The 19,926-nt window shown below is 58.8% G+C and carries 20 protein-coding genes; 4 read left to right on the plus strand and 16 right to left on the minus strand.

Features of this window, described 5'->3' with window-relative positions; translation table 11 throughout:
- Positions 1-56: 56 nt before the first annotated feature.
- A complete protein-coding gene (murJ, locus tag AC0J6G_RS13665) occupies positions 57-1,601 on the minus strand; it encodes a murein biosynthesis integral membrane protein MurJ (protein WP_475248556.1) in 1,545 nt (514 codons plus the stop codon).
- Between the two features lie 195 nt (positions 1,602-1,796).
- Between murJ and rpsT the strand changes: the two genes are divergently transcribed.
- Entirely contained in the window at positions 1,797-2,075 is a 279-nt protein-coding gene (gene rpsT / locus AC0J6G_RS13670) for a 30S ribosomal protein S20 (RefSeq protein WP_427666142.1), read from the plus strand.
- 142 nt (positions 2,076-2,217) lie between these two features.
- Here the strand turns inward: rpsT and AC0J6G_RS13675 are convergent, their stop codons facing one another.
- The 5 genes from AC0J6G_RS13675 to rplU form a co-directional block, all read right to left on the minus strand.
- Complete coding sequence (locus AC0J6G_RS13675; RefSeq protein WP_475248559.1) at positions 2,218-2,682, minus strand: CreA family protein; 465 nt, start codon at positions 2,680-2,682, stop codon at positions 2,218-2,220.
- A 180-nt stretch (positions 2,683-2,862) separates the two neighbouring features.
- Positions 2,863-3,981: a glutamate 5-kinase gene (proB, locus tag AC0J6G_RS13680; RefSeq protein ID WP_475248561.1), complete on the minus strand. Its 1,119-nt coding sequence runs from the start codon at positions 3,979-3,981 to the stop codon at positions 2,863-2,865.
- Between the two features lie 68 nt (positions 3,982-4,049).
- Positions 4,050-5,273, minus strand: a complete 1,224-nt coding sequence (gene cgtA, locus AC0J6G_RS13685; RefSeq protein WP_475248563.1) for an Obg family GTPase CgtA — start codon at positions 5,271-5,273, stop codon at positions 4,050-4,052.
- Positions 5,274-5,448: 175 nt separating this feature from the next.
- Positions 5,449-5,706, minus strand: a complete 258-nt coding sequence (rpmA, locus tag AC0J6G_RS13690; RefSeq protein WP_003176049.1) for a 50S ribosomal protein L27 — start codon at positions 5,704-5,706, stop codon at positions 5,449-5,451.
- 39 nt (positions 5,707-5,745) lie between these two features.
- The gene (rplU, locus tag AC0J6G_RS13695; protein ID WP_411179714.1) at positions 5,746-6,057 is read right to left on the minus strand and encodes a 50S ribosomal protein L21; all 312 of its coding nucleotides are present in this window, start codon (positions 6,055-6,057) and stop codon (positions 5,746-5,748) included.
- Between the two features lie 258 nt (positions 6,058-6,315).
- On the opposite strand from rplU, the gene AC0J6G_RS13700 reads away from it, so the two are divergent.
- Together AC0J6G_RS13700 and AC0J6G_RS13705 are read left to right on the plus strand one after the other, a co-directional pair.
- Positions 6,316-7,284, plus strand: coding sequence for a polyprenyl synthetase family protein (locus AC0J6G_RS13700; protein WP_475248565.1), 969 nt, complete (start codon positions 6,316-6,318; stop codon positions 7,282-7,284).
- Positions 7,285-7,561: 277 nt separating this feature from the next.
- Positions 7,562-7,789: a PA4570 family protein gene (locus tag AC0J6G_RS13705; RefSeq protein WP_475248567.1), complete on the plus strand. Its 228-nt coding sequence runs from the start codon at positions 7,562-7,564 to the stop codon at positions 7,787-7,789.
- Positions 7,790-7,861: 72 nt separating this feature from the next.
- On the opposite strand, the gene AC0J6G_RS13710 is transcribed toward AC0J6G_RS13705, so the two are convergent.
- The 8 genes from AC0J6G_RS13710 to AC0J6G_RS13745 all read right to left on the minus strand — a co-directional run bounded on the left by AC0J6G_RS13710 (position 7,862) and on the right by AC0J6G_RS13745 (position 15,765).
- A complete protein-coding gene (locus AC0J6G_RS13710; protein ID WP_475248569.1) occupies positions 7,862-8,479 on the minus strand; it encodes an FKBP-type peptidyl-prolyl cis-trans isomerase in 618 nt (205 codons plus the stop codon).
- Between the two features lie 61 nt (positions 8,480-8,540).
- The gene (locus AC0J6G_RS13715) at positions 8,541-8,687 is read right to left on the minus strand and encodes a DUF2256 domain-containing protein (protein ID WP_475248571.1); all 147 of its coding nucleotides are present in this window, start codon (positions 8,685-8,687) and stop codon (positions 8,541-8,543) included.
- The gene (locus AC0J6G_RS13720) at positions 8,684-10,219 is read right to left on the minus strand and encodes a cryptochrome/photolyase family protein (protein WP_475248573.1); all 1,536 of its coding nucleotides are present in this window, start codon (positions 10,217-10,219) and stop codon (positions 8,684-8,686) included. The genes AC0J6G_RS13715 and AC0J6G_RS13720 overlap by 4 nt, the downstream gene beginning before the upstream one ends.
- A complete protein-coding gene (locus tag AC0J6G_RS13725; protein WP_475248575.1) occupies positions 10,216-11,616 on the minus strand; it encodes an exonuclease domain-containing protein in 1,401 nt (466 codons plus the stop codon). Before AC0J6G_RS13725 ends, AC0J6G_RS13720 begins: the two co-directional genes overlap by 4 nt.
- Positions 11,617-11,620: 4 nt before the next feature.
- Positions 11,621-11,926 (minus strand): DUF6482 family protein, encoded by a 306-nt coding sequence (locus AC0J6G_RS13730; RefSeq protein WP_475248577.1) that lies wholly within the window; start codon positions 11,924-11,926, stop codon positions 11,621-11,623.
- A 145-nt stretch (positions 11,927-12,071) separates the two neighbouring features.
- On the minus strand, positions 12,072-12,560 hold the full coding sequence (locus AC0J6G_RS13735) for a TIGR00645 family protein (RefSeq protein WP_475248579.1): 489 nt from the start codon (positions 12,558-12,560) through the stop codon (positions 12,072-12,074).
- A 202-nt stretch (positions 12,561-12,762) separates the two neighbouring features.
- Positions 12,763-13,104: a PA4575 family protein gene (locus tag AC0J6G_RS13740; protein WP_475248581.1), complete on the minus strand. Its 342-nt coding sequence runs from the start codon at positions 13,102-13,104 to the stop codon at positions 12,763-12,765.
- A gap of 198 nt (positions 13,105-13,302) precedes the next feature.
- On the minus strand, positions 13,303-15,765 hold the full coding sequence (locus AC0J6G_RS13745; RefSeq protein ID WP_475248583.1) for a Lon protease family protein: 2,463 nt from the start codon (positions 15,763-15,765) through the stop codon (positions 13,303-13,305).
- 135 nt (positions 15,766-15,900) lie between these two features.
- Between AC0J6G_RS13745 and AC0J6G_RS13750 the strand changes: the two genes are divergently transcribed.
- Complete coding sequence (locus AC0J6G_RS13750) at positions 15,901-17,535, plus strand: cation:proton antiporter (RefSeq protein ID WP_475248585.1); 1,635 nt, start codon at positions 15,901-15,903, stop codon at positions 17,533-17,535.
- An 11-nt stretch (positions 17,536-17,546) separates the two neighbouring features.
- Here the strand turns inward: AC0J6G_RS13750 and AC0J6G_RS13755 are convergent, their stop codons facing one another.
- Positions 17,547-17,867: a TraR/DksA family transcriptional regulator gene (locus AC0J6G_RS13755; protein WP_475248587.1), complete on the minus strand. Its 321-nt coding sequence runs from the start codon at positions 17,865-17,867 to the stop codon at positions 17,547-17,549.
- 179 nt (positions 17,868-18,046) lie between these two features.
- Positions 18,047-19,714, minus strand: a complete 1,668-nt coding sequence (gene ettA / locus AC0J6G_RS13760) for an energy-dependent translational throttle protein EttA (protein ID WP_475248589.1) — start codon at positions 19,712-19,714, stop codon at positions 18,047-18,049.
- Between the last annotated feature and the right edge of the window lie 212 nt (positions 19,715-19,926).

Consider the following 19,926-nt stretch of genomic DNA (forward strand, 5'->3'; position numbering starts at 1 on the left):
AAGTGGTCGATTATACGCACACCGGGCAGCAGACAACAGGCAGCAAATCAGCCCGATCAGAGCGCACTGCGGCGCGCAAAATCCCGCACACGAAATCCCAATAGTGCCAACACGGCAAAATAGGCCAGCACCCCAACACCCACCAGCCCACCTAACCGCAACAAGCGCCAGAGCATAGCGCCCTCGCCCCACACAGGCAGTTGCTGCATGGCCAACAGCAGCGCTGCCGCCATTGCCAGCAACGCCAGCAAAAGCTTGCCACTGAACAACGCCCAGCCGGGTTGCGGGGTAAACATGTCACGCTTGCGCAACTGCCAGTACAGCAACCCAGCATTTAGACAAGCGGCCAAGCCAATAGCCAACGCCAGGCCGGCATGCGCCAGTGGAATCACGAAGACAAACAGCAGGTTCATCACTTGGGTTGCCAGCAGTGTCACCAACCCAATACGCACAGGCGTTTTGATGTTCTGCTGGGCGTAGAACGCAGGCGCGAGGATTTTCACCAAAATAATCCCGACCAGCCCGAGGGAATAGGCAATTAACGCGCGCTGGGTCATCGCCGTATCGCCACCAGTGAACTTGCCGTACTGAAACAGCGAAGCGATCAATGGCTCGGAAATAATTGCCAACGCCACTGCGCTGGGCAGCGCCAGCACCAGGCACAGGCGCAAGCCCCAATCGAGCAGCTTGGAATACTCCTCGCGACTGGCGCCAGCATGGGTTTTCGATAACGCCGGCAGCAATATAGTCCCCAGCGCAACGCCCAAAACGCCCGCAGGCAACTCCATCAAACGGTCGGCGTAATACATCCACGACACGGAGCCGGCGACCAGAAAAGACGCGAAGATGGTGTTGATGATCAGCGAAATCTGACTGACCGAGACACCAAAAATGGCCGGCCCCATCTGCTTCACCACCCGCCACACGCCGGTGTCTTTTAGATTCAAACGAGGCAGCACCAGCATGCCGATCTTGTGCAGATGCGGCAGTTGGAACAACAGCTGCAGCAGACCACCAACAAGCACCGCCCAGCCCAGCGCCATGATCGGCGGATCGAAATAAGGCGTCAGAAACAGCGCAAAAACAATCATGCTGAGGTTCAGCAAGGTCGGCACAAACGCCGGCACCGAGAAGCGATTCCACGTATTGAGCACCGCCCCCGCCAGCGATGACAGCGAGATCAGCAAAATATAAGGAAAGGTAATCCGCAGCAGATCGGTGGTCAGCTCAAACCGCTCCGCCTCGTCGGCAAACCCTGGAGCGGACGCCCAAACAATCCACGGTGCAGCCAGAATGCCAACACAGGTGACCAACGCCAAAACCAAGGTCAACAGCCCCGTCACATACGCAAGGAACGTGCGCGTGGCCTCATCACCCTGCTGGGTTTTATATTCAGCCAGAATCGGCACGAAAGCCTGAGAAAACGCACCCTCGGCGAAGATACGGCGCAGCAGATTGGGCAACTTGAACGCCACCACAAAGGCATCCGAAGCCACGCCAGCACCAAAGGTGCGGGCGATAATGGTGTCGCGCACAAAACCCAGCACACGCGAAAGCATGGTCATGGAACTGACAGCGGCCAACGACTTGAGCAAATTCATGTAATAATTCGATTTCCGCAAACAAGCACAGCCGCGGAAAACCCGCCGTTGCGCAAAGTCGACGAGTGTAGCGCCCAGCCACTGGTCAGGCCAGCACAGGGAAAAGCGTACAGACTTGACAGTACGCCCTCACATCGGCATGATTCGCGGCCTTATTTGTTTGTAACCCCCAGAATTTTTTCGAGGAGCTTGACGGTGGCCAATACACCTTCTGCCAAAAAACGCGCAAAACAGGCTGAGAAGCGTCGTAGCCATAACGCCAGCCAGCGCTCGATGGTCCGTACCTACATCAAGAACGTAATCAAGGCGATCGAAGCCAAAGATGTCGCTCTTGCTACGACCGCTTACACCTTGGCTGTGCCAGTAATCGACCGCATGGCCGATAAAGGCATCATCCACAAGAACAAAGCTGCTCGCCATAAGAGCCGCTTGAATGGCCACATCAAAGCACTGAGCGAAGCTGCAGCCGCATAAGCTGCTAGCAACTCTCCGCTAGATGTAAAAACCGGCTTAATAGCCGGTTTTTTATTGCCCAAGAAAAGCCGAACACCCCGCTTGCAGCCGGCAAACCGTAAATGGCGCACAAGAAAAAGCCCGAATCACTTCGGGCTTTTTCTCAGGGCTTTTGCGGCCAGGGCAGAATCGGAATGGCCGTCACCGCATTTTGCGGACTGCCCTCGATTACCCGATCGCTATAAACCAAATAAACCAGAGTATTGCGCTTCTGATCAAAGAATCGCACCACCTGCATGGTTTTGAACACCAGCGAGGTGCGCTCACGGAAAACCTCATCACCATTCTTGAGCTTTTCCAGAAAGCTGATCGGCCCGACCTGGCGACAGGCAATCGACGCCTCAGCACGGTCCTCAGCCAACCCCAGGCCACCCTTGACGCCACCCGTCTTGGCCCGCGACAGGTAACAGGTCACCCCATCTACCTTAGGGTCATCGAAGGCCTCAACAACGATCTTGTCGTTCGGGCCCATAAACTTGAAAACCGTCGACACCTCACCAATCTGCTCGGCCATCACCAACCCAGGCAACAGCGCAAGCGCACCCAGCAATCCCTGTACGACTCGCATTAGCCTTCCCTCAAAATCCATTCAAAGCCTCGCGAGCTAGAGCCATGCAAGGCGCCACGTTAGCAACAACCTCCGACTGGTCAAAACAAGCGAGGAAGCAAAGTGTACTTTTGTACATGAGCATTCTGAGCCTGTTTTTAACGCAGCAGGGCCGACGCGCAGCAGGCTTTGTGCAGGTTTTCAAATCAGGATCAAATTATCCCGATGCACCAACTCGGGCTCATCGACATAACCCAGCAGCTTCTCGATGGCATCCGACGGCTGACCGATGATCTTCAGCGCCTCAAGCGCACTGTAGTTAGCCAGCCCACGAGCGACCTCACGACCGTCCGCCGCCACACACACCACCATCTCGCCGCGGCGAAAGCCGCCCTGCACCGCCTTCACCCCAACCGGCAGCAAGCTCTTGGTGCCGGTCGCCAGCGCCTTGACCGCACCGTCATCGAGCACCAGAGTGCCACGGGTCTGCAGATGCCCCGCCAACCACTGCTTACGCGCCGCCAGCATGCCGCGCTCAGGTGTAAGCAGCGTCCCCAGACGCTCACCCGCCTTGAGCCGCGCCAGCACCTGCTCAATGGCGCCACCGACGATCACCGTATGCGCCCCCGAACGCGCCGCCAGGCGTGCAGCGCGCAGCTTGGTCTGCATACCCCCACGCCCCAACGCACCACCCACACCACCGGCAACAGCATCCAATGCAGGATCATCGGCGCGCGCCTCGAAAATCAGCTCAGCCTCGGGGTTATGCCGCGGGTCGGCGTTATACATACCGTCGCGATCGGTGAGGATCACCAGCAAATCAGCCTCGACCAGGTTGGCCACCAGCGCTGCCAGCGTATCGTTGTCACCAAAGCGAATTTCATCGGTAACCACGGTGTCGTTCTCATTGATCACCGGCACTACATCGAGGTCCACCAGCGTTCGCAGCGTGCTGCGCGCATTCAGGTAGCGCTTGCGGTCGGACAGATCGTCATGGGTCAGCAGAATCTGCGCCGTGCGCCGACCATGCTCAGCAAAGCTCGACTCCCACGCCTGAACCAACACCATCTGGCCAATGGCTGCTGCCGCCTGCAACTCATGCATCGCACTCGGCCGCACGCCCCAGCCCAACTTGCTCATGCCCGCCGCCACAGCACCGGAGGACACCAGCACTAACTCAACGCCCTGCTCGCGCAGCGCAACCATCTGCTTGACCCACACGGCCATGGCGGCGCGATCCAGACCACGACCATCCGCCGTCAGCAGCGCACTGCCAATTTTCACAACCCAGCGCTGTGCACCGGTTACCTTGTCACGCATGATCATCCAACCTTAGCCGCGACCTGTGATTACAAAAACGCCGCAATTAAGCGGCGTTTTGTAGTTGCTTAATCCCGGACGTAAATGATTTCCGGGCCATCGTCTTCGTCTTCTTGATCCCAGAAGCTGTCGTCTTCATCGACATCACTGACTGCGCGAACCCCAGAACGACGCAGCGCACGCTTATCATCCAGCGCCTGCAGCTGAGCACGCGCCTCATCCTCGATGCGCGTATCCAGCTCAGCCAACTCAGCCGCGTACTCTGGGTTTTCCTGGATGCGCTCAGCGCGCGCCTCAAGGAAGTCCATGATGTCGTAGCACAGCTGCTCAGTCCCCTCACGGGCCAAGGCCGAGATGACGTAGACAGGGCCTTGCCACTCGATACGCGCAACAATTTCGGCGACGCGCGCCTCTTGCTCCTCATCGAGAATCTGGTCAGCCTTGTTCAGCACCAGCCAACGCTCACGCTCAGCCAGCGATGGGCTGAACTTGGTCAGCTCATCAATAATGGTCGCAGCCGACTCTGCCGGATCCGTCAGGTCGAGCGGCGCCATATCCACAAGGTGCAGCAACAGGCGAGTTCGCGCCAAATGCTTGAGGAAACGAATACCCAAGCCCGCACCGTCGGAAGCGCCTTCAATCAGTCCTGGAATGTCAGCGACTACAAAGCTTTTGTAGCGATCGACACTGACCACACCCAAGTTCGGGATTAGCGTGGTAAATGGATAATCCGCCACCTTTGGCTTTGCGGCCGACACTGAGCGAATAAAGGTGCTCTTGCCTGCGTTGGGCAGGCCAAGCAAACCAACGTCTGCCAGCACCTTCAATTCCAGCTTGAGATCACGCGCATCACCCGGCTTACCCGGCGTGGTCTGCCGCGGCGCACGGTTGGTGCTGGACTTGAAGCGCGTGTTACCCAGACCGTGCCAGCCACCCTGCGCAACCAGCAAACGCTGACCGGCACGAACCAGATCACCGATCACTTCCTGAGTGCCAGCATCGATCACCGTGGTGCCAATCGGCACCGGCAGGATCAAATCCTCACCCTTAGCGCCGGTGCAATCGGTACTACCACCCTTGTCACCATTCGGCGCCTGGAAACGGCGCGTGTAGCGGTAGTCGACCAGGGTATTGAGGTTGGCAAACGCTTCGATATAGATCGAGCCGCCATCGCCACCATCACCGCCGTTAGGGCCGCCATTTTCAATGAACTTCTCACGACGGAAGCTCATCATGCCGTTGCCACCATCGCCGGCCTTTACAGAAATCGATACTTCATCGACGAATTTCATAGGTACGCCTCCCGCAACAAGGCGGGTTATCTAAAACGAGAAACACCAGGTTCTTGCAAAATTGACCTGCATTCAATTTGAACGCCAGCACCCAGGACAGTTTGGCAAGAACCCCAATAATACAGAAACAAAAAAGCCCCGTCGCAAGGACGGGGCTTTCCCAGCAGTCGCGCTATTAAGCCGCAACGACGCTCACGTAACGGCGGTTGAACGCGCCTTTTACTTCAAACTTGATCACGCCTTCGATTTTCGCGAAAAGGGTGTGATCTTTACCCATGCCAACGCCGTAACCAGCGTGGAATTGGGTACCGCGCTGACGCACGATGATGTTGCCAGGAATGATTTTCTGGCCGCCATACATCTTCACGCCAAGGCGTTTAGCTTCTGAGTCGCGACCGTTGCGGGTACTACCGCCAGCTTTTTTGTGTGCCATGAGTTCAATACTCCTTTAGATGGATCAGTGCTAAACGAATTAAGCCTGAATACCGGTGATTTTGATCTCGGTGTACCACTGACGGTGGCCCTGGCGCTTCATGTGGTGCTTACGACGACGGAACTTGATGATGGTGACCTTGTCGTGACGGCCTTGAGCAATCACTTCAGCTACAACCTTGGCACCTTCAACAACCGGCGCGCCGATTTGAACGTCGTCGCCATTGCCGACCAGCAGAACACGATCAAAAGTCACAGCTTCGCCAGTAGCCAGCTCGAGCTTTTCGATCTTGAGGAATTCGCCTTCGGTGACTTTGTATTGCTTGCCACCAGTAACAATTACTGCGTACATGGTAAATCTCCGTTAATCCTGCTCACCCAGCGCTTTATAGGAATAAGTGTCGGCTGGCATGGCTGCTTGGGGCCCAAAAGACACCCTTGCAATTGCGTAAGGCAGGGAAATACCCAGGGGGAAGTTCAGGGTGCGCGATTGTACGCAAGCAACCCGTTAGACGCAAGGCCCTGCCACCCCCAGCCAAGCCACTTACCTTGACAGCCCCCAACCCGCCCCCTAGCATGCCGCGCAACCCATGAACAGCAGGTGTAAGCAATGCAACCCCAGGCTTTCTACCGCGTGGTGGCGGATGACTTTACCGCCGTCGACGGCATCATCCGCGCCCAACTGGTGTCGCGCGTACCGCTGGTAGAAAAAATCGGCGATTACATCATTTCTGCGGGCGGCAAGCGCCTGCGGCCGCTGCTGGTGTTACTCAGCGGCAAGGCGCTGGGCCTGGATGGCGAAAACCTACGCCTACTCGCGGCCACCATCGAATTTCTGCACACCGCAACCTTGCTGCACGACGACGTAGTGGATATGTCCGACATGCGCCGTGGCCGCAGCACTGCCAACGCCCAATGGGGCAACGCACCCAGCGTGCTGGTCGGCGACTTCCTGTATTCGCGCTCGTTCGAAATGATGGTTGAGCTGGGCTCCATGCCGGTGATGAAGATCCTGTCCAAGGCCACCCGGGTGATCGCCGAGGGCGAAGTGCTGCAGCTGTCGAAGATTCGTGACGCCAGCACCACCGAAGAAACCTATATGGAAGTCATACGCGGCAAAACCGCTATGCTCTTTGAGGCCTCGACCCACAGCGCCGCCGCACTGGCAAATGCCAACGCCGAGCAGACAGAAGCCCTGCGTACCTTTGGCGACCACCTTGGTGTGGCCTTCCAGTTGGTAGACGACCTGCTCGACTACCGGGGCGACGCGACTACGCTCGGTAAAAATGTTGGCGACGACTTGGCCGAAGGCAAACCAACCCTGCCGCTGATCTACACCATGCGCGAAGGGACGCCTGAACAAGCTGGACTGGTACGCCAGGCCATCCAGAAAGGCGGCATTGAAGACTTGGAAAGTATCCGCAACGCGGTAGAAGCGGCTGGCGCGCTGGACTACACCGCCCAGCAAGCACGCGACTACGCAGACCGCGCGATTGCCTGCCTGGACGCATTACCGGCCAACGAATACCGCGACGCGCTGATTGAACTCTGCCGCTTTGCCGTAGCCCGCACGCACTGAGGTTTTCGCGACAGATAAAAGCCCGTCCATGTGACGGGCTTTTTATGGCCTGCCATCCATGGCGGCCACCCTATGGGCCGTCGCTGCGGGACATTAAAAATCGTTCCAGACAATTTTTTATCGCCTGCCCGCCCATAGTCACCACGGGTGATCGCTACGCGACGTTAAAAACCACTGCGGGCAGCTTTCCGCTGGCGCGACGAAAGGCAGCGATTAATCCTTGCTATAAATACAATAAGAATTATTCTCATCTAACCACTTCAAAGGGAGATGAGTCATGACCTACCTGATCGACGCTTGGCTGGACCGCCCGCAACCGTATCTGCGCATTCTTAATCGCAACACTGGCGAAACCTGCGTCCTACTCAAGGAGGATGCATTGGATGAGCTGCGCGATCAGGGTGAGCTGGATCTGCACGACCTGAACTCCAGCGAGCCGGTGGTGCTGAAGGAGTTGGTGCGTAATCTATTTCTCTATTGCTACGCCCGGGCATTGCGCCCCTGACGGCATCGCGGGCATGCACCGCGCCTACAACCTAGTAGGTGGCCCATGCCCGCGAAGGAAACCAGCTGAGCGTTAGAGAACGTCCAGCAGCTCCACATCAAACACCAGCACGCTGTGCGGCGGGATGCTGCCCACGCCCTGCGCGCCGTAAGCCAGCTCGCTCGGCACATACAGGCGCCATTTACTGCCGGCATTCATCAGCTGCAGGGCTTCGGTCCAGCCGGCAATCACGCCGCCAACCGGAAATTCGGCAGGCTGACCGCGATCGTACGAACTGTCGAACACCGTGCCGTCGATCAGGGTGCCGTGGTAGTGAGCACGAATGGTGTCTTCGCGGGTTGGCATGGCGCCAGTGCCGCTGCTCAGCACTTCATATTGCAGACCGGATGCCAGTGTAGTGATGCCATCACGCTGGGCGTTTTCAGCCAGGAATGCCAGGCCTGCGCCTGCAGCGGCCTCGGCTTTGGCGGCGGCTTCCGCCTGCATAATGTCGCGGATGACTTTGAAGCTGGCTGTCAGCTCGGCTTCATTAACACGGCTTTCCTGACCCGTGAATGCGTCAGTCAGACCCGCGACGATAGCGTCCAGGTTTACGCCCGGCGGCGGATTGTCACGCAGCTGACCACCCAGTTGACGGCCGATGCCGTAGCTGACGCGGGTTTCGTCAGTCGAGAGATTGATATCGGTCATAGTACGGCTCCGCTAGGGGCTAAAAATGGCCGGCAAGACTAGCACAAACGCCCTCCTCGCCCTAACCACCGGGCGCCGCTGAACGGTGACGGCGACAGCGCTCAGAGCAGTACTTCACCTCATCCCAGCAGCGCGCCCACTTCTTGCGCCACGTGAAGGGCAAACCGCAGACTTGGCAAGCCTTCACCGGCAAATCAGCTTTTTTCACAACACCTCACCGGCATCCAGGCGAGCCAACAGCTGTTCACCGCGCTGCCAGAGCCCCTGCTGCTTGGCCTCAGTCATTTTGTCCAGGCCACGGTAGATCATGCCCAAGCGATGATTACCGCTCAGTTGCTCGCGGTGACGCATCAAAAAGTGCCAATACAAGGCGTTGAACGGGCAGGCCTGCTCGCCCACGCTTTCCGTCACTTTGTAGGCGCAGCTGCCGCAGTAATTGGACATACGCTTGATGTACTGACCACTGGCGCAATAGGGCTTGGAGCCCAGGTAACCACCATCAGCATGCATAACCATACCCAGGGTGTTAGGCAGCTCGACCCAGTCGAAAGCATCCATGTACACCGCCAGGTACCAGTCGCAGACCTGGCTGGGTTGAATACCGGCCAGCAGGGCGAAGTTGCCGGTGACCATCAAGCGCTGGATGTGATGAGCATAGGCATGCTCCAGGGTCTGACCGATGGCCTGGCTCATGCACTTCATGCGGGTTTTGCCGGTCCAGTAAAACTCGGGTAAGGCGCGGATGTTGCCGAAGGTATTGCGCTCGGCGTATTCGGGCATGTGCATCCAGTAAATGCCGCGCACGTATTCACGCCAGCCAATCAACTGGCGGATAAAGCCCTCGGCGGCGTTCAATGGCACCTGGCCGCGCCAGTAGGCAGCCTCAACATCCGCACACAGGCGCCGCACATCCAGCAGGCCAATATTCAGCGCTGCGCTGATCCTGGCATGAAACAGAAACGGCTCACCCACCGCCATGGCATCTTGATAATCGCCAAAGGCTGGCAGGGCGAACTCCAAAAAGTGCTGCCACAGCCCCTCCGCTTCGGCGTGAGTAACCGGGTAATCAAATGCATCAAGGCTGCCGTAGTGATGGCTAAAGCGCTTAGCCACCAGCGCCAGCACGTCTTGAGTGGTCTCATCTGCCGGGAAGCGCGCCGTCATTGGCGCCTTAATTTGCTTGGGCAGCGCCTTGCGGTTTTCCGCATCAAAGTTCCAGGCGCCGCCAACCGGCGTGCCATCACCATTGAGCAGTAAACCGGTCTTGCGGCGCATCTCGCGGTAAAAAAACTCCATACGCAGCTGCTTACGGCCCTCAGCCCAGCGCGCGAACTCATCACGAGCGCAAACAAAACGGCTGTCGGCATGCCAGTTTATGGTCAAGCCACAGCGTCTGAGCTGGTCTTCCAAACGCCATTCACCGCACTCAGTGATATGCACTTCGCCCGCCTGCAAGTGCGTCGCCCAACGCTGCAGCTCCCCCGGCAACGAGCCGCTGTTGTCTGGGTCGTCCAGCTTGACGTAATGCACCTGCCAGCCGCGTTCACGCAGGGCTTCGGCAAAGTGGCGCATGGCACTGAAGATCACCGCGATCTTCTGCGGGTGATGCGGTACATAGTCGGTTTCCGCCGCCACCTCGGCGAGCAATACGGTGTCCTGCTGCGGGTCTAACGCCTCCAGGCTGGGCAGGTCGAAAGACAACTGATCACCCAATACCAGAGCAAGCCTGCGAATACTCATAAAACAACAACCTCGGTTTGCGGAAAACGCCGTAAATGGCTGCGTAGGATGTGATAGGCATCAAGGCTGAATGGTTGTGCAGGTTGCCGGCGGGCAGAACCAATCAACCCAGGATCATCAACAGTGGCCACATGTCGCCACTGGTCAAGCACATGCCATTGGCAAAATCCCTGCTCTAGATCGCGCTCAACCAAGGCGACCGGCCCCGCCCATGGCCACGAGGCAATACGCAACCGCTCGCAGCCTGCGAGCAACCTGGCATCGTGTGCAGCGCGTGGCTCAAGCCCACAACAAGCGCCCCGACACGCGCCCAACTGCGTTGCAAAACACGCACCTACACCGCTCTCCAGGCCCAGCACGCGCAGACACAACCGGCTGCGAGCGGCTTCATCGCGCAGCCAAGCGTGCGCCTGACGCCGCGAGCGGAATAAGCCCACGCTATTGGTCTCTAGATCGGAATGCCCCACTGCCCGCAGCTCCAGCTGTAAGCCATCTACACCAGCGATAAAAACCCAGGAGAGCAAATCACGCTGACGCCGCAACTGGCGGTTGTACAGGGGCAACAGGCGTTTCACCTCGGCAGACTCCAGCAACAGCGCTCCAAGTTCTCCCGCCGTGGGCTGCACCCGAATATCACGCACCTGCTGAGCCATTTGCAGGCTGCGCCGGCTGTGATGGTCGTTCTGAAAATGCGATTGCACCCGCTGACGCAGATTGCGGCTCTTGCCGATGTACAGCAGGGCCTGATTCTCGCCATAAAAGTAATAAACGCCGGGGCGTGCAGGCAGCGCCTGTAGCCGCTCAGCGGTCAAAAAACGCGGCACGGCGGCTTTACGCAGCTGCTGGCCGATTTGCCGAGTCAGTACGTCTTCGGGGACCTGCGCCACCAGTTTTTGCAGCAGCTGCCAAACAGCTTCGGCATCAGGTAATGCACGGTGCTGAAAGAACCGGTTAATGCTCTGCTCACTGCAGAGCGCGTCAAGGCTATAGCTGGCCAAGTTAGGCCAGATCGCACGCGCCAGTTGCAGGGTGCACAGTTGTCGGTAGCGCACACGCTGCCCAGCCAGGGCAAAACCACGGCGCAAAAAGGCATGCGCGACGCGCAGGTTATGCCCCACCACAATCCGCCCTTCCAGGCAGCGCGCCAGTTCGCCAGCAACGTCGGCAAACCGAGGTTGACCAACCAACTCTGCCGGCAACACGCCCGACACGCGGGAAACACTGGACGGCAAACCACAGGCGGGATTTAACAGCCAGGTATGCCTCGCCACCACCGAGCCGCCATCAACCTGCAGTAGTGCGATCTCCCACATGCAATCTTTATCCGGGTGTAACCCGGTGATCTGCACATCAATGATGGCCAGCGCACGACTAAACAGTGAGGCAGCTGAGGTCACATCACTACCAGGATGAATTAAAGGAAATGGGTACCCGCAGAACATCTTGCGTGCCGTCTTGCATGCCGCACATCTCGTCGTGCACCACCGCGTGTACCAAGTGGAAGGGGATGCGCGGCATATCAGTCAGCAGATCGCGGGCATGCTCGACGGAGCGCAGGTGCAGAGTTTTACCATTGCCATCATTGAGCGGATGGATACAACCATCCATGTGCGCTTGCAGCAGGTAGATGCCACCCTCGATGGAAATCAAGTTAAGGGCATCGATTTGACCGGCGTGGGCGAATTGCGAAAGGTCTTGTAGGTTCATTGCACTATCCTCAGGCGGGCAAAGTTATACAAAAAACTATACAAGTGCAATTCTTGTACAAGACAGCAAAAGCACAAGGCAGAAAGCAAACCGCCCGTCCGTTTTGCAACGGACGGGCGGTAAGTGAAGGCAAAACGGCTTGGCGTTAGTGCTTAGTCAGCTTATCCAGATAGCCCATGGCGAAGGCCGACAACACAAACGCCATGTGGATGATCACGTACCACATCAGCTTGCTGTCATCGATGTTCTGCGCATTCATAAACACCTTAAGCAGGTGAATTGAAGAGATCGCCACGATGGAAGCCGCCACCTTCATCTTCAGCGAGCTGGAGTCCATCTTGCCCAGCCAGCTGAGTTTTTCAGTGCCTTCAGCAATATCCAGCTGGGAAACGAAGTTCTCGTAACCGGAAATCATCACCATCACCAGCAGGCCGCCAACCAAGGCCATGTCGATCAGCGACAGCAGCACCAGAATCAGATCCGCCTCGGCCATAGCAAAGACATTGGGCAGGATGTGAAAGACTTCCTGAAAGAACTTCAACGCCAATGCCAGCAATGCCAACGACAGGCCAAAATAAATGGGCGCCAGCAGCCAGCGGGAGGCATACATGGCGTTTTCGATAAAGCGTTCCATAAGGGCTCTCTCAGGGTTTAAAACTGGCGGCGAGTATACCCAGCAGCCTCGCTCAAACAACCCTGGAATGTGGCAATACATGACAAGTCAGGTTATCCCCGGCAGCTGTGGATAACCTTGTGCGCAGGCTTAGGATGAATGGCTGTAAGCCTGTTGCCTGTAGCGCTGGCGCAGCCTGATCAAATACTCACCACGTGCCCGCTTAGGTTTCCGGCAGCAACTGAAAATCACCCACGGGGTGGCCACGCTCAGCGTTCAACCGCCGCAATTGCGCCTGAATAGGCAGCCGCCAGATCGGCACATCAGTGCTCGGCTCATAGCCCATGGTGCGCAGGTTTTCGGCGATCTCAAGCAGAATGTGTTCTGCCGACAAAGCCCCGTGGAATGGGCCTTGCGTCTTGATTGCAGAAGGTTGTGCGCCCGACATACCCGCGGCGCAGATCAACGCCCAGAGACCATTGTTACCGGCCAGCGGCAGCACCATGCATTCAATGCGTGTATTCAGGCCTAGGCACTGACGGGTGAGGTTGAGGCTGCGCGACATGGCGGCGACCCTCTCGGGAGGTGGCATTCAGCCTACACCCGCGCAAGCGTCAGAGGGAAGCCAACAGTTACCCCCATGGGCTGTGGATAACTGTGTGGATGGTTTGAGGAAAAGCCGGCCCAAGCCAGGCATACCGGACGGCAGACCGATTCGCTCAGTGACTGATCAGCCACAGGGCGAATGGCCGCCGCCGAACGGTCATTCAGCCGTCGGTTTTTTCACCCGTGGCTTCTTCTCTTTAACTGCAGCAACCGGTTCTTCCTTCTTCGGCTCGTCCTTGTCGTCGTCTTCCATGCCCATGGCGGCGATGTCACGCAGGCGCTCAACCACCCGCGCATTGACGCTGCCGGCCGGGAATTGACCCTGCTCATTGGGTGAACCGGCATCCGTGCCGACCAGCAGGCTCAGCGCCTCATCAACCTGACGCACGGCATAGATATGGAACTGCCCGGCGCGCACGGCCTGCAGCACCCGCTCATCGAGCATCAGGGTGGTGACGTTGGAGTGCGGGATGATCGCGCCTTGCTCACCCGTCAGGCCACGGGCCTCACACAGACGGAAGAAGCCTTCAATCTTCTCGTTGACGCCGCCTACCGCCTGCACCTCACCGAACTGGTTGATCGAACCGGTAATGGCGAAACACTGCTTAAGTGGCGTGCGCGAGAGCGCCGAGATCAGCGTGCAGACCTCACCCAGCGAGGCGCTGTCGCCATCGACATAACCGTAGGACTGCTCCAGGGCGATACTCGCCGAGATCTCCAGGGGGAACTCCTGCGCGTAACGGCTGCCCAGGTAGCCGGTGAGGATCATCACACCCTTGGAGTGGATGGGCTGACCCAGATTCACCTCACGCTCGATGTCGACAATACCGCTGCCGCCCGGATAGACCGTGGCGGAAATCCGCGCGGGCACACCAAAGGCCGAATCACCCACCTCCAGCACAGTGAGGCCGTTGCACTTACCCACAGCGGCGCCTGCGGTGTCGATCAGAATTACTCCGGCCAACATGTCGTCAATGATCCGCGCCGACACGCGCCCCGTGCGGGTGGCCTTGGCTTTTAGCGCGCGCTCGATATGCCCGGCGTCAGTCACGTCATCCCCGGCCAAGCTGCGGATAAAGTCGGCTTCACTGACCAGCTGGAACAGATCGCCGATACGCGCCGACAAACGCCCCTGATGCTCGGCCAACCGCGCGCTGTAGGTCGCGACGCGTGCCACGGCAGCGGCGGTCAGCGGCGCCATGCCCTCTTCCGAGGTGCGGGTCTTCATCAGCTGGGCGAACTGCTCCAGGCTGTCGTCGGCCAGCGGGATGTCTTCGTCGAAGTCGACCAGTACGCGGAACATTTCCTGGAAGTCTGGATCAAGGTCCTGCAGCGTGTAATACAACTGACGCGAGCCGATGATCACCACCTTGAGGTGCAGCGGAATCATCTGCGGGGTCAGGGTCACGGTGGCGATGCGGCCGAGGTCACCCAGCGGCGACTCCATCTTCAGCTGGCGCGATTGCAGGGCGCGCTTAAGCGCATCCCAAACAAACGGCTCACCGAGCATCTTCTCTGCTTCAAGGATCAGAAAGCCGCCGTTGGCGCGGTGCAGCGCGCCGGGGCGCAGCTGGCGGTAGCTGGTGTAGAGCGCGCCCTGATCGGTGTTGTATTCGATGCGGCCAAACAAGTTGTCGTAGGTTGGATGCGGCTCAAACACCACCGGTGCGCCGCCCTGAGCGTGATGACCGACTACCAAGCTGGGGCAGTACTGCTCTTCGAGCAGCTTGCGCGTTTGCGCGTCGATCTTGTCCACTTCAACCAACTGCTCAACCACGGTTTTCAGCAGGTTGACCTGCACCGCTTGCAGGTAGGCACAGACACCGGCGTTTTCCGCATACTTGTGCGACAACGGGGCCAGCAATGGCTGCAGTGCCACGGTGATGGTTTCTTCATTGAGTTGACGCAGCAAATTGCTCGACTCGCGCTTCCACTGCGGCAGGCTGGCCAGTTCCTCATTCAGGCGCTCTTCGAGCATGGCGATGTCGGCATGAAAGCGCTCGCGATCGGCTTCCGGCAGCTGGGCAAACTCAGCCTCATCCAGCGCCTTGCCTTCCAGCATAGGGGTGAAGGCGATATTGCTGCTGTCGCGGTACAGGGCAATGCTCTTTTCCAGCGACAGACGCTCGATGATATCCAGCGCCTGGTCGTAGCGCTTATTGAACGCCCGGTCGATGGCATTTTTCTTCTGCTGGAACGAGGGGTGCTCGAACACCGCCGGGAAAGTCGCCAGCAGGTTGTCGATCAGGCCATTAATATCCGCCTGAAACTGCGCGGCGGTGCCTGACGGCAGCTCCAGTGCGCGCGGCTCGCGGGGCTCATCAAAATGGTTGACGTAAAAGCGGTCGGCCGGAGTTTCCAGGCGCTTGGCTTCAGCCTTGAGGTAGCGTTTAACAAAGGTGAAGCGGCCAGTACCCGGCTCGCCCATGACAAATACGTTGTAGCCGGGACGTGGCATTGCCACACCGAACTGCAGCGCCTCAACGGCGCGCTCCTGGCCCAATACGCCGCGAAAGGGCTCCAGGTCTTCGGTATTGGTGAAGTTGAACTGTTCAGGGGAAAAGGGACGTGTAAGTGCTTCAGGCGCAAGGCGCAAATGGGCTGCGACGGAGTCTGGCATTGGAAATCCTTGGACGGGGGCCTGGTGGAAATGATCGCTGCATCAGCCTTTATCCACAAGCGATATGCTTGATCTGACGCAGGCGCCGCCGCGCGACTCTTTCTAGAATGGCCACAGATTTTTACGGAGCTCGCCATGAGTCTTTTTCAGGAAGTTGCGGTATTGCTGGCCTTGTCTGCGGTAGTGGGCGGTGTAGCCGTCAAGCTGCGCCAACCGCTGATCATCGCCTACATCTTGGTGGGCATTCTTGCCGGCCCGGCGGTGCTGGGCCTGAGCAGCGAGAACGAACCGCTGGAGCTGTTCGCCGAAATCGGCATCACCGTGCTGCTGTTCGTCGTCGGCTTAAAGCTGGACATGCGCCTGGTGCGCACCCTAGGCCCTGTGGCGCTGGCCACTGGCCTGGGCCAGCTGGCCTTCACCATCGTCTTTGGCTACGGCCTGTGCTACCTGCTCGGACTGGAGTGGATGACCGCGCTGTATGTCTCGGTGGCGCTGACGTTCTCCAGCACCATCATCATCGTCAAGCTGCTCTCGGACAAAGGCGAGATCGACTCGCTGCACGGGCGCATCGCCATGGGTTTTCTGATCGTGCAGGACATCGCCGTGGTGCTGGCCATGCTCGGCCTTAACCTCTATCAACCGAGCAACGGTGAATCGCCGGTGCTGCCGCCATTGCTGCTAGCGGCCACCTTATTGGGCAGTGGCGTGATTCTTTACCTGCTGATGCGCTATGCCCTACCACGCCTGCTAGACACCATGGCCAGCTCCCCCGAACTGCTGATGCTGATGGCCATTGCCTGGGGCATTTTGCTGGCAGCGGGGGCCGATTCGCTGGGTTTGTCCAAAGAGATTGGCGCCTTTGTCGCGGGCTTCTCGCTGGCCTCAACGCCGCTGCGTGAGGCCGTTGCCAGTCGCCTGACCAGCCTGCGCGACTTTCTGCTGCTGTTCTTCTTTCTGCACTTGGGCCTGCAATTGGATTTCGCCCACATACATGGGCAAATCGGCAGCGCGCTTATCCTCTCGGCATTCGTGCTGATCGGCAACCCGCTGATCGTCATGGCCATCATGGGCTGGATGGGCTACCGCAAACGCACCGGCTTTATGGCGGGGCTGACGGTGGCGCAGATCAGCGAGTTCTCCATCATCTTTGTCGCCATGGGTATTGGCCTGGGCCATGTTGGCCAAGACGCGCTGGGCCTGACCACATTGGTGGGGCTGATCACCATCACCCTGTCCACCTACATGATTTTGTACTCGCAGCCGCTGTTTGATCGACTGGCGCCTTGGCTAGGGATTTTCGAGCGGCACATCCCGCACCGCGAGAACGCCAATGACAGCGACCCGCAAAACAGCCACGCCGATGTCGTCGTGTATGGCATGGGCCGTTATGGCCGTCAGCTTGCCCACCAACTTGAAGCTGGTGGCCTGCGTGTACTGGGGGTGGATTTTGACCCTGGCGCACTTAGCGACGCCCGCAGTGAGGGCCTTAACGTCTGTTATGGCGACGCCGAGGACAGCGACTTTTTAGAACACCTGCCGCTTAATCAGGCCAAAGCCATGATCAGCACCATCCCTCAGCGCGAGGTCAATGCCATCCTGTTGCGCGCACTGCGCGCCAGCACCTTCAGAGGCAAGGTCACCCTTAGCGCCTTCCGCGCGGGTGATGCCGAAGCCTTGGAAAATGCCGGCGCCGCCAGCGTGCTCAGGCCTTACAGCGACGCAGCAGAAACCGCTGCGCGTCGCCTGCTAAGTGAGATCAGCAAGGCCTGAGCGGGTTGTGCTCAGGCCTTATCAGCGCAGTTCAGGCAATGCTCAGCGGCGGGCATGGCCTCCAGCCGGGCGGGGTTGATGACGTCACCACAGCACTGACAAACGCCATAAAGGCCTTCCGCCAGGCGACGCTGGGCCAACTCAACCTGACGCATCCCGGCTTCAGCCTCTACCAGCAGCGCCTCCAGCACCTCGTCGTTTTGCCGCTGCTGGGCTTGCTCGGCGAAATCAGCCGAATGGCTGCGCGCTAGGTCATGGCGAATGGCCTGGGCACGGGCGCTGTATTCATTAAACAGTTGGCTCAGCTCAACCTGGGGATCAAACGCAGTCATGGCAGTCTCCTGAGGGGTGTATTTGCATCAGTGTGCGCCCCTCAATACGCCGGGCATTGCCACAGATCAGCCAATTACCACAGGCCTTCACGCAGAATCAGACCAGCGCGGCCGAGCTTGAATCAATCGCGCCAAACAAAAACGGAGCCTTGCGGCTCCGTTTTTTTGTACAGCGTGGCTTACTGCGCCAGCTTCTTATAACGCACACGGTGCGGCTGCGCGGCAGCATCACCCAGGCGTTTTTTACGATCCGCTTCGTACTCGGTGTAGTTGCCTTCGAAGAACTCGATATGCGAGTCGTCTTCGTACGCCAGGATGTGGGTCGCCACGCGATCCAGGAACCAGCGATCGTGAGAGATCACAATGGCGGCGCCAGGGAAGTCGAGCAGTGCTTCTTCCAGCGAACGCAGGGTTTCCACGTCGAGGTCGTTGGACGGTTCGTCAAGCAGCAACACGTTGGCGCCCTCTTTAAGGGTCAGTGCCAGGTGCAGACGGCCACGCTCACCACCGGAGAGGTCCTTGACGAACTTCTGCTGGTCGCCGCCTTTGAAGTTGAAGCGGCCCACGTAAGTGCGCGATGGCACTTCATAGTTGCCGATCTTGATCATGTCAGAACCGCCGGACACGGCTTCCCAGACAGACTTGCTGCCGTCGAGGTCGTCGCGGCTCTGATCGACGCAGGCCAACTGCACGGTTTCACCGATCTCGATGCTGCCCGAGTCCGGCTGTTCCTTGCCCATCAACATGCGGAACAGGGTCGATTTACCGGCACCGTTACCGCCGATCACCCCGACGATGGCGCCCTTGGGCATGCTGAACGACAGGTTGTCGATCAGCGCACGGTCGCCGTAACCCTTGCTGACATTAACGAAGTCGATGACCTTGTCGCCCAGACGTGGGCCGACTGGGATATAGATCTCGTTGGTCTCGCTGCGCTTCTGGAATTCCTGCGACTGCATTTCTTCGAAACGCTGCAGGCGCGCTTTGGACTTGGACTGGCGGGCTTTAGCGCCTTTGCGCACCCACTCCAGCTCTTCCTTCATGGCCTTCTCATGGGCCGACTGCTGCTTGGATTCCTGGGCCAGACGATCCGACTTGGCTTCTAGCCAGCCGGAATAGTTGCCCTCGTACGGAATACCGGCGCCGCGGTCGAGTTCGAGAATCCAGCCGGCGACGTTGTCCAGGAAGTACCGGTCGTGGGTAATGGCGACCACGGTGCCCGGGAAGTCGTGGAGGAAATGCTCCAGCCATGCCACCGAATCGGCGTCCAGGTGGTTGGTCGGTTCGTCGAGCAGCAGCATGTCCGGGGCCGACAGCAGCAGGCGGCACAGGGCCACACGGCGCTTCTCACCACCGGAGAGGAATTCGACCTTGGCGTCCCAAGCGGGCAGACGCAGGGCGTCGGCGGCAACTTCCAGCTGACGCTCAAGGTTATGGCCATCGCTGGTTTGCAGAATGGCTTCGAGCTTGGCCTGTTCGGCGGCCAGCTTGTCGAAGTCGGCATCCGGCTCGGCGTAAGCGGCGTAGACCTGATCCAAACGCGCCTGGGCGTCCTTAATCTGGCTCACGGCCTCTTCCACCACTTCGCGCACGGTCTTGCTCGGGTCGAGCTGCGGTTCCTGCGGCAGGTAGCCGATATTCAGCTCCGGCATCGGACGGGCTTCGCCGTCGAACTCGGTGTCGACGCCGGCCATGATCTTCAGCAGGGTGGATTTACCCGAACCGTTGAGGCCGAGTACGCCAATCTTCGCGCCTGGGAAGAACGACAGGGAGATGTTCTTGAGGATTTCCCGCTTCGGCGGCACTACTTTGCCGAGCCGATGCATGGTGTAAACGTATTGAGCCATGATGACCTTGGTTCTGGGTTGAAACGAAAGAGAAGCCGCCAACTGGTGCGTGCAGCCTGAGGCTACACGGCGGGGACGGAGCCGCCAGGCGATACCCGCGCACGGCACTGCAAAACCTACGCGCGCGTGCGGCAAAGCTACCGGAATGCGCCGAGCAGGGCAAACGACGCTCGTCGGCGGCGCTGGCACTTTGCCACGGTTATGGCATGCTA

The sequence above is a fragment of the Pseudomonas sp. TS_SC_3 genome (assembly GCF_056156225.1).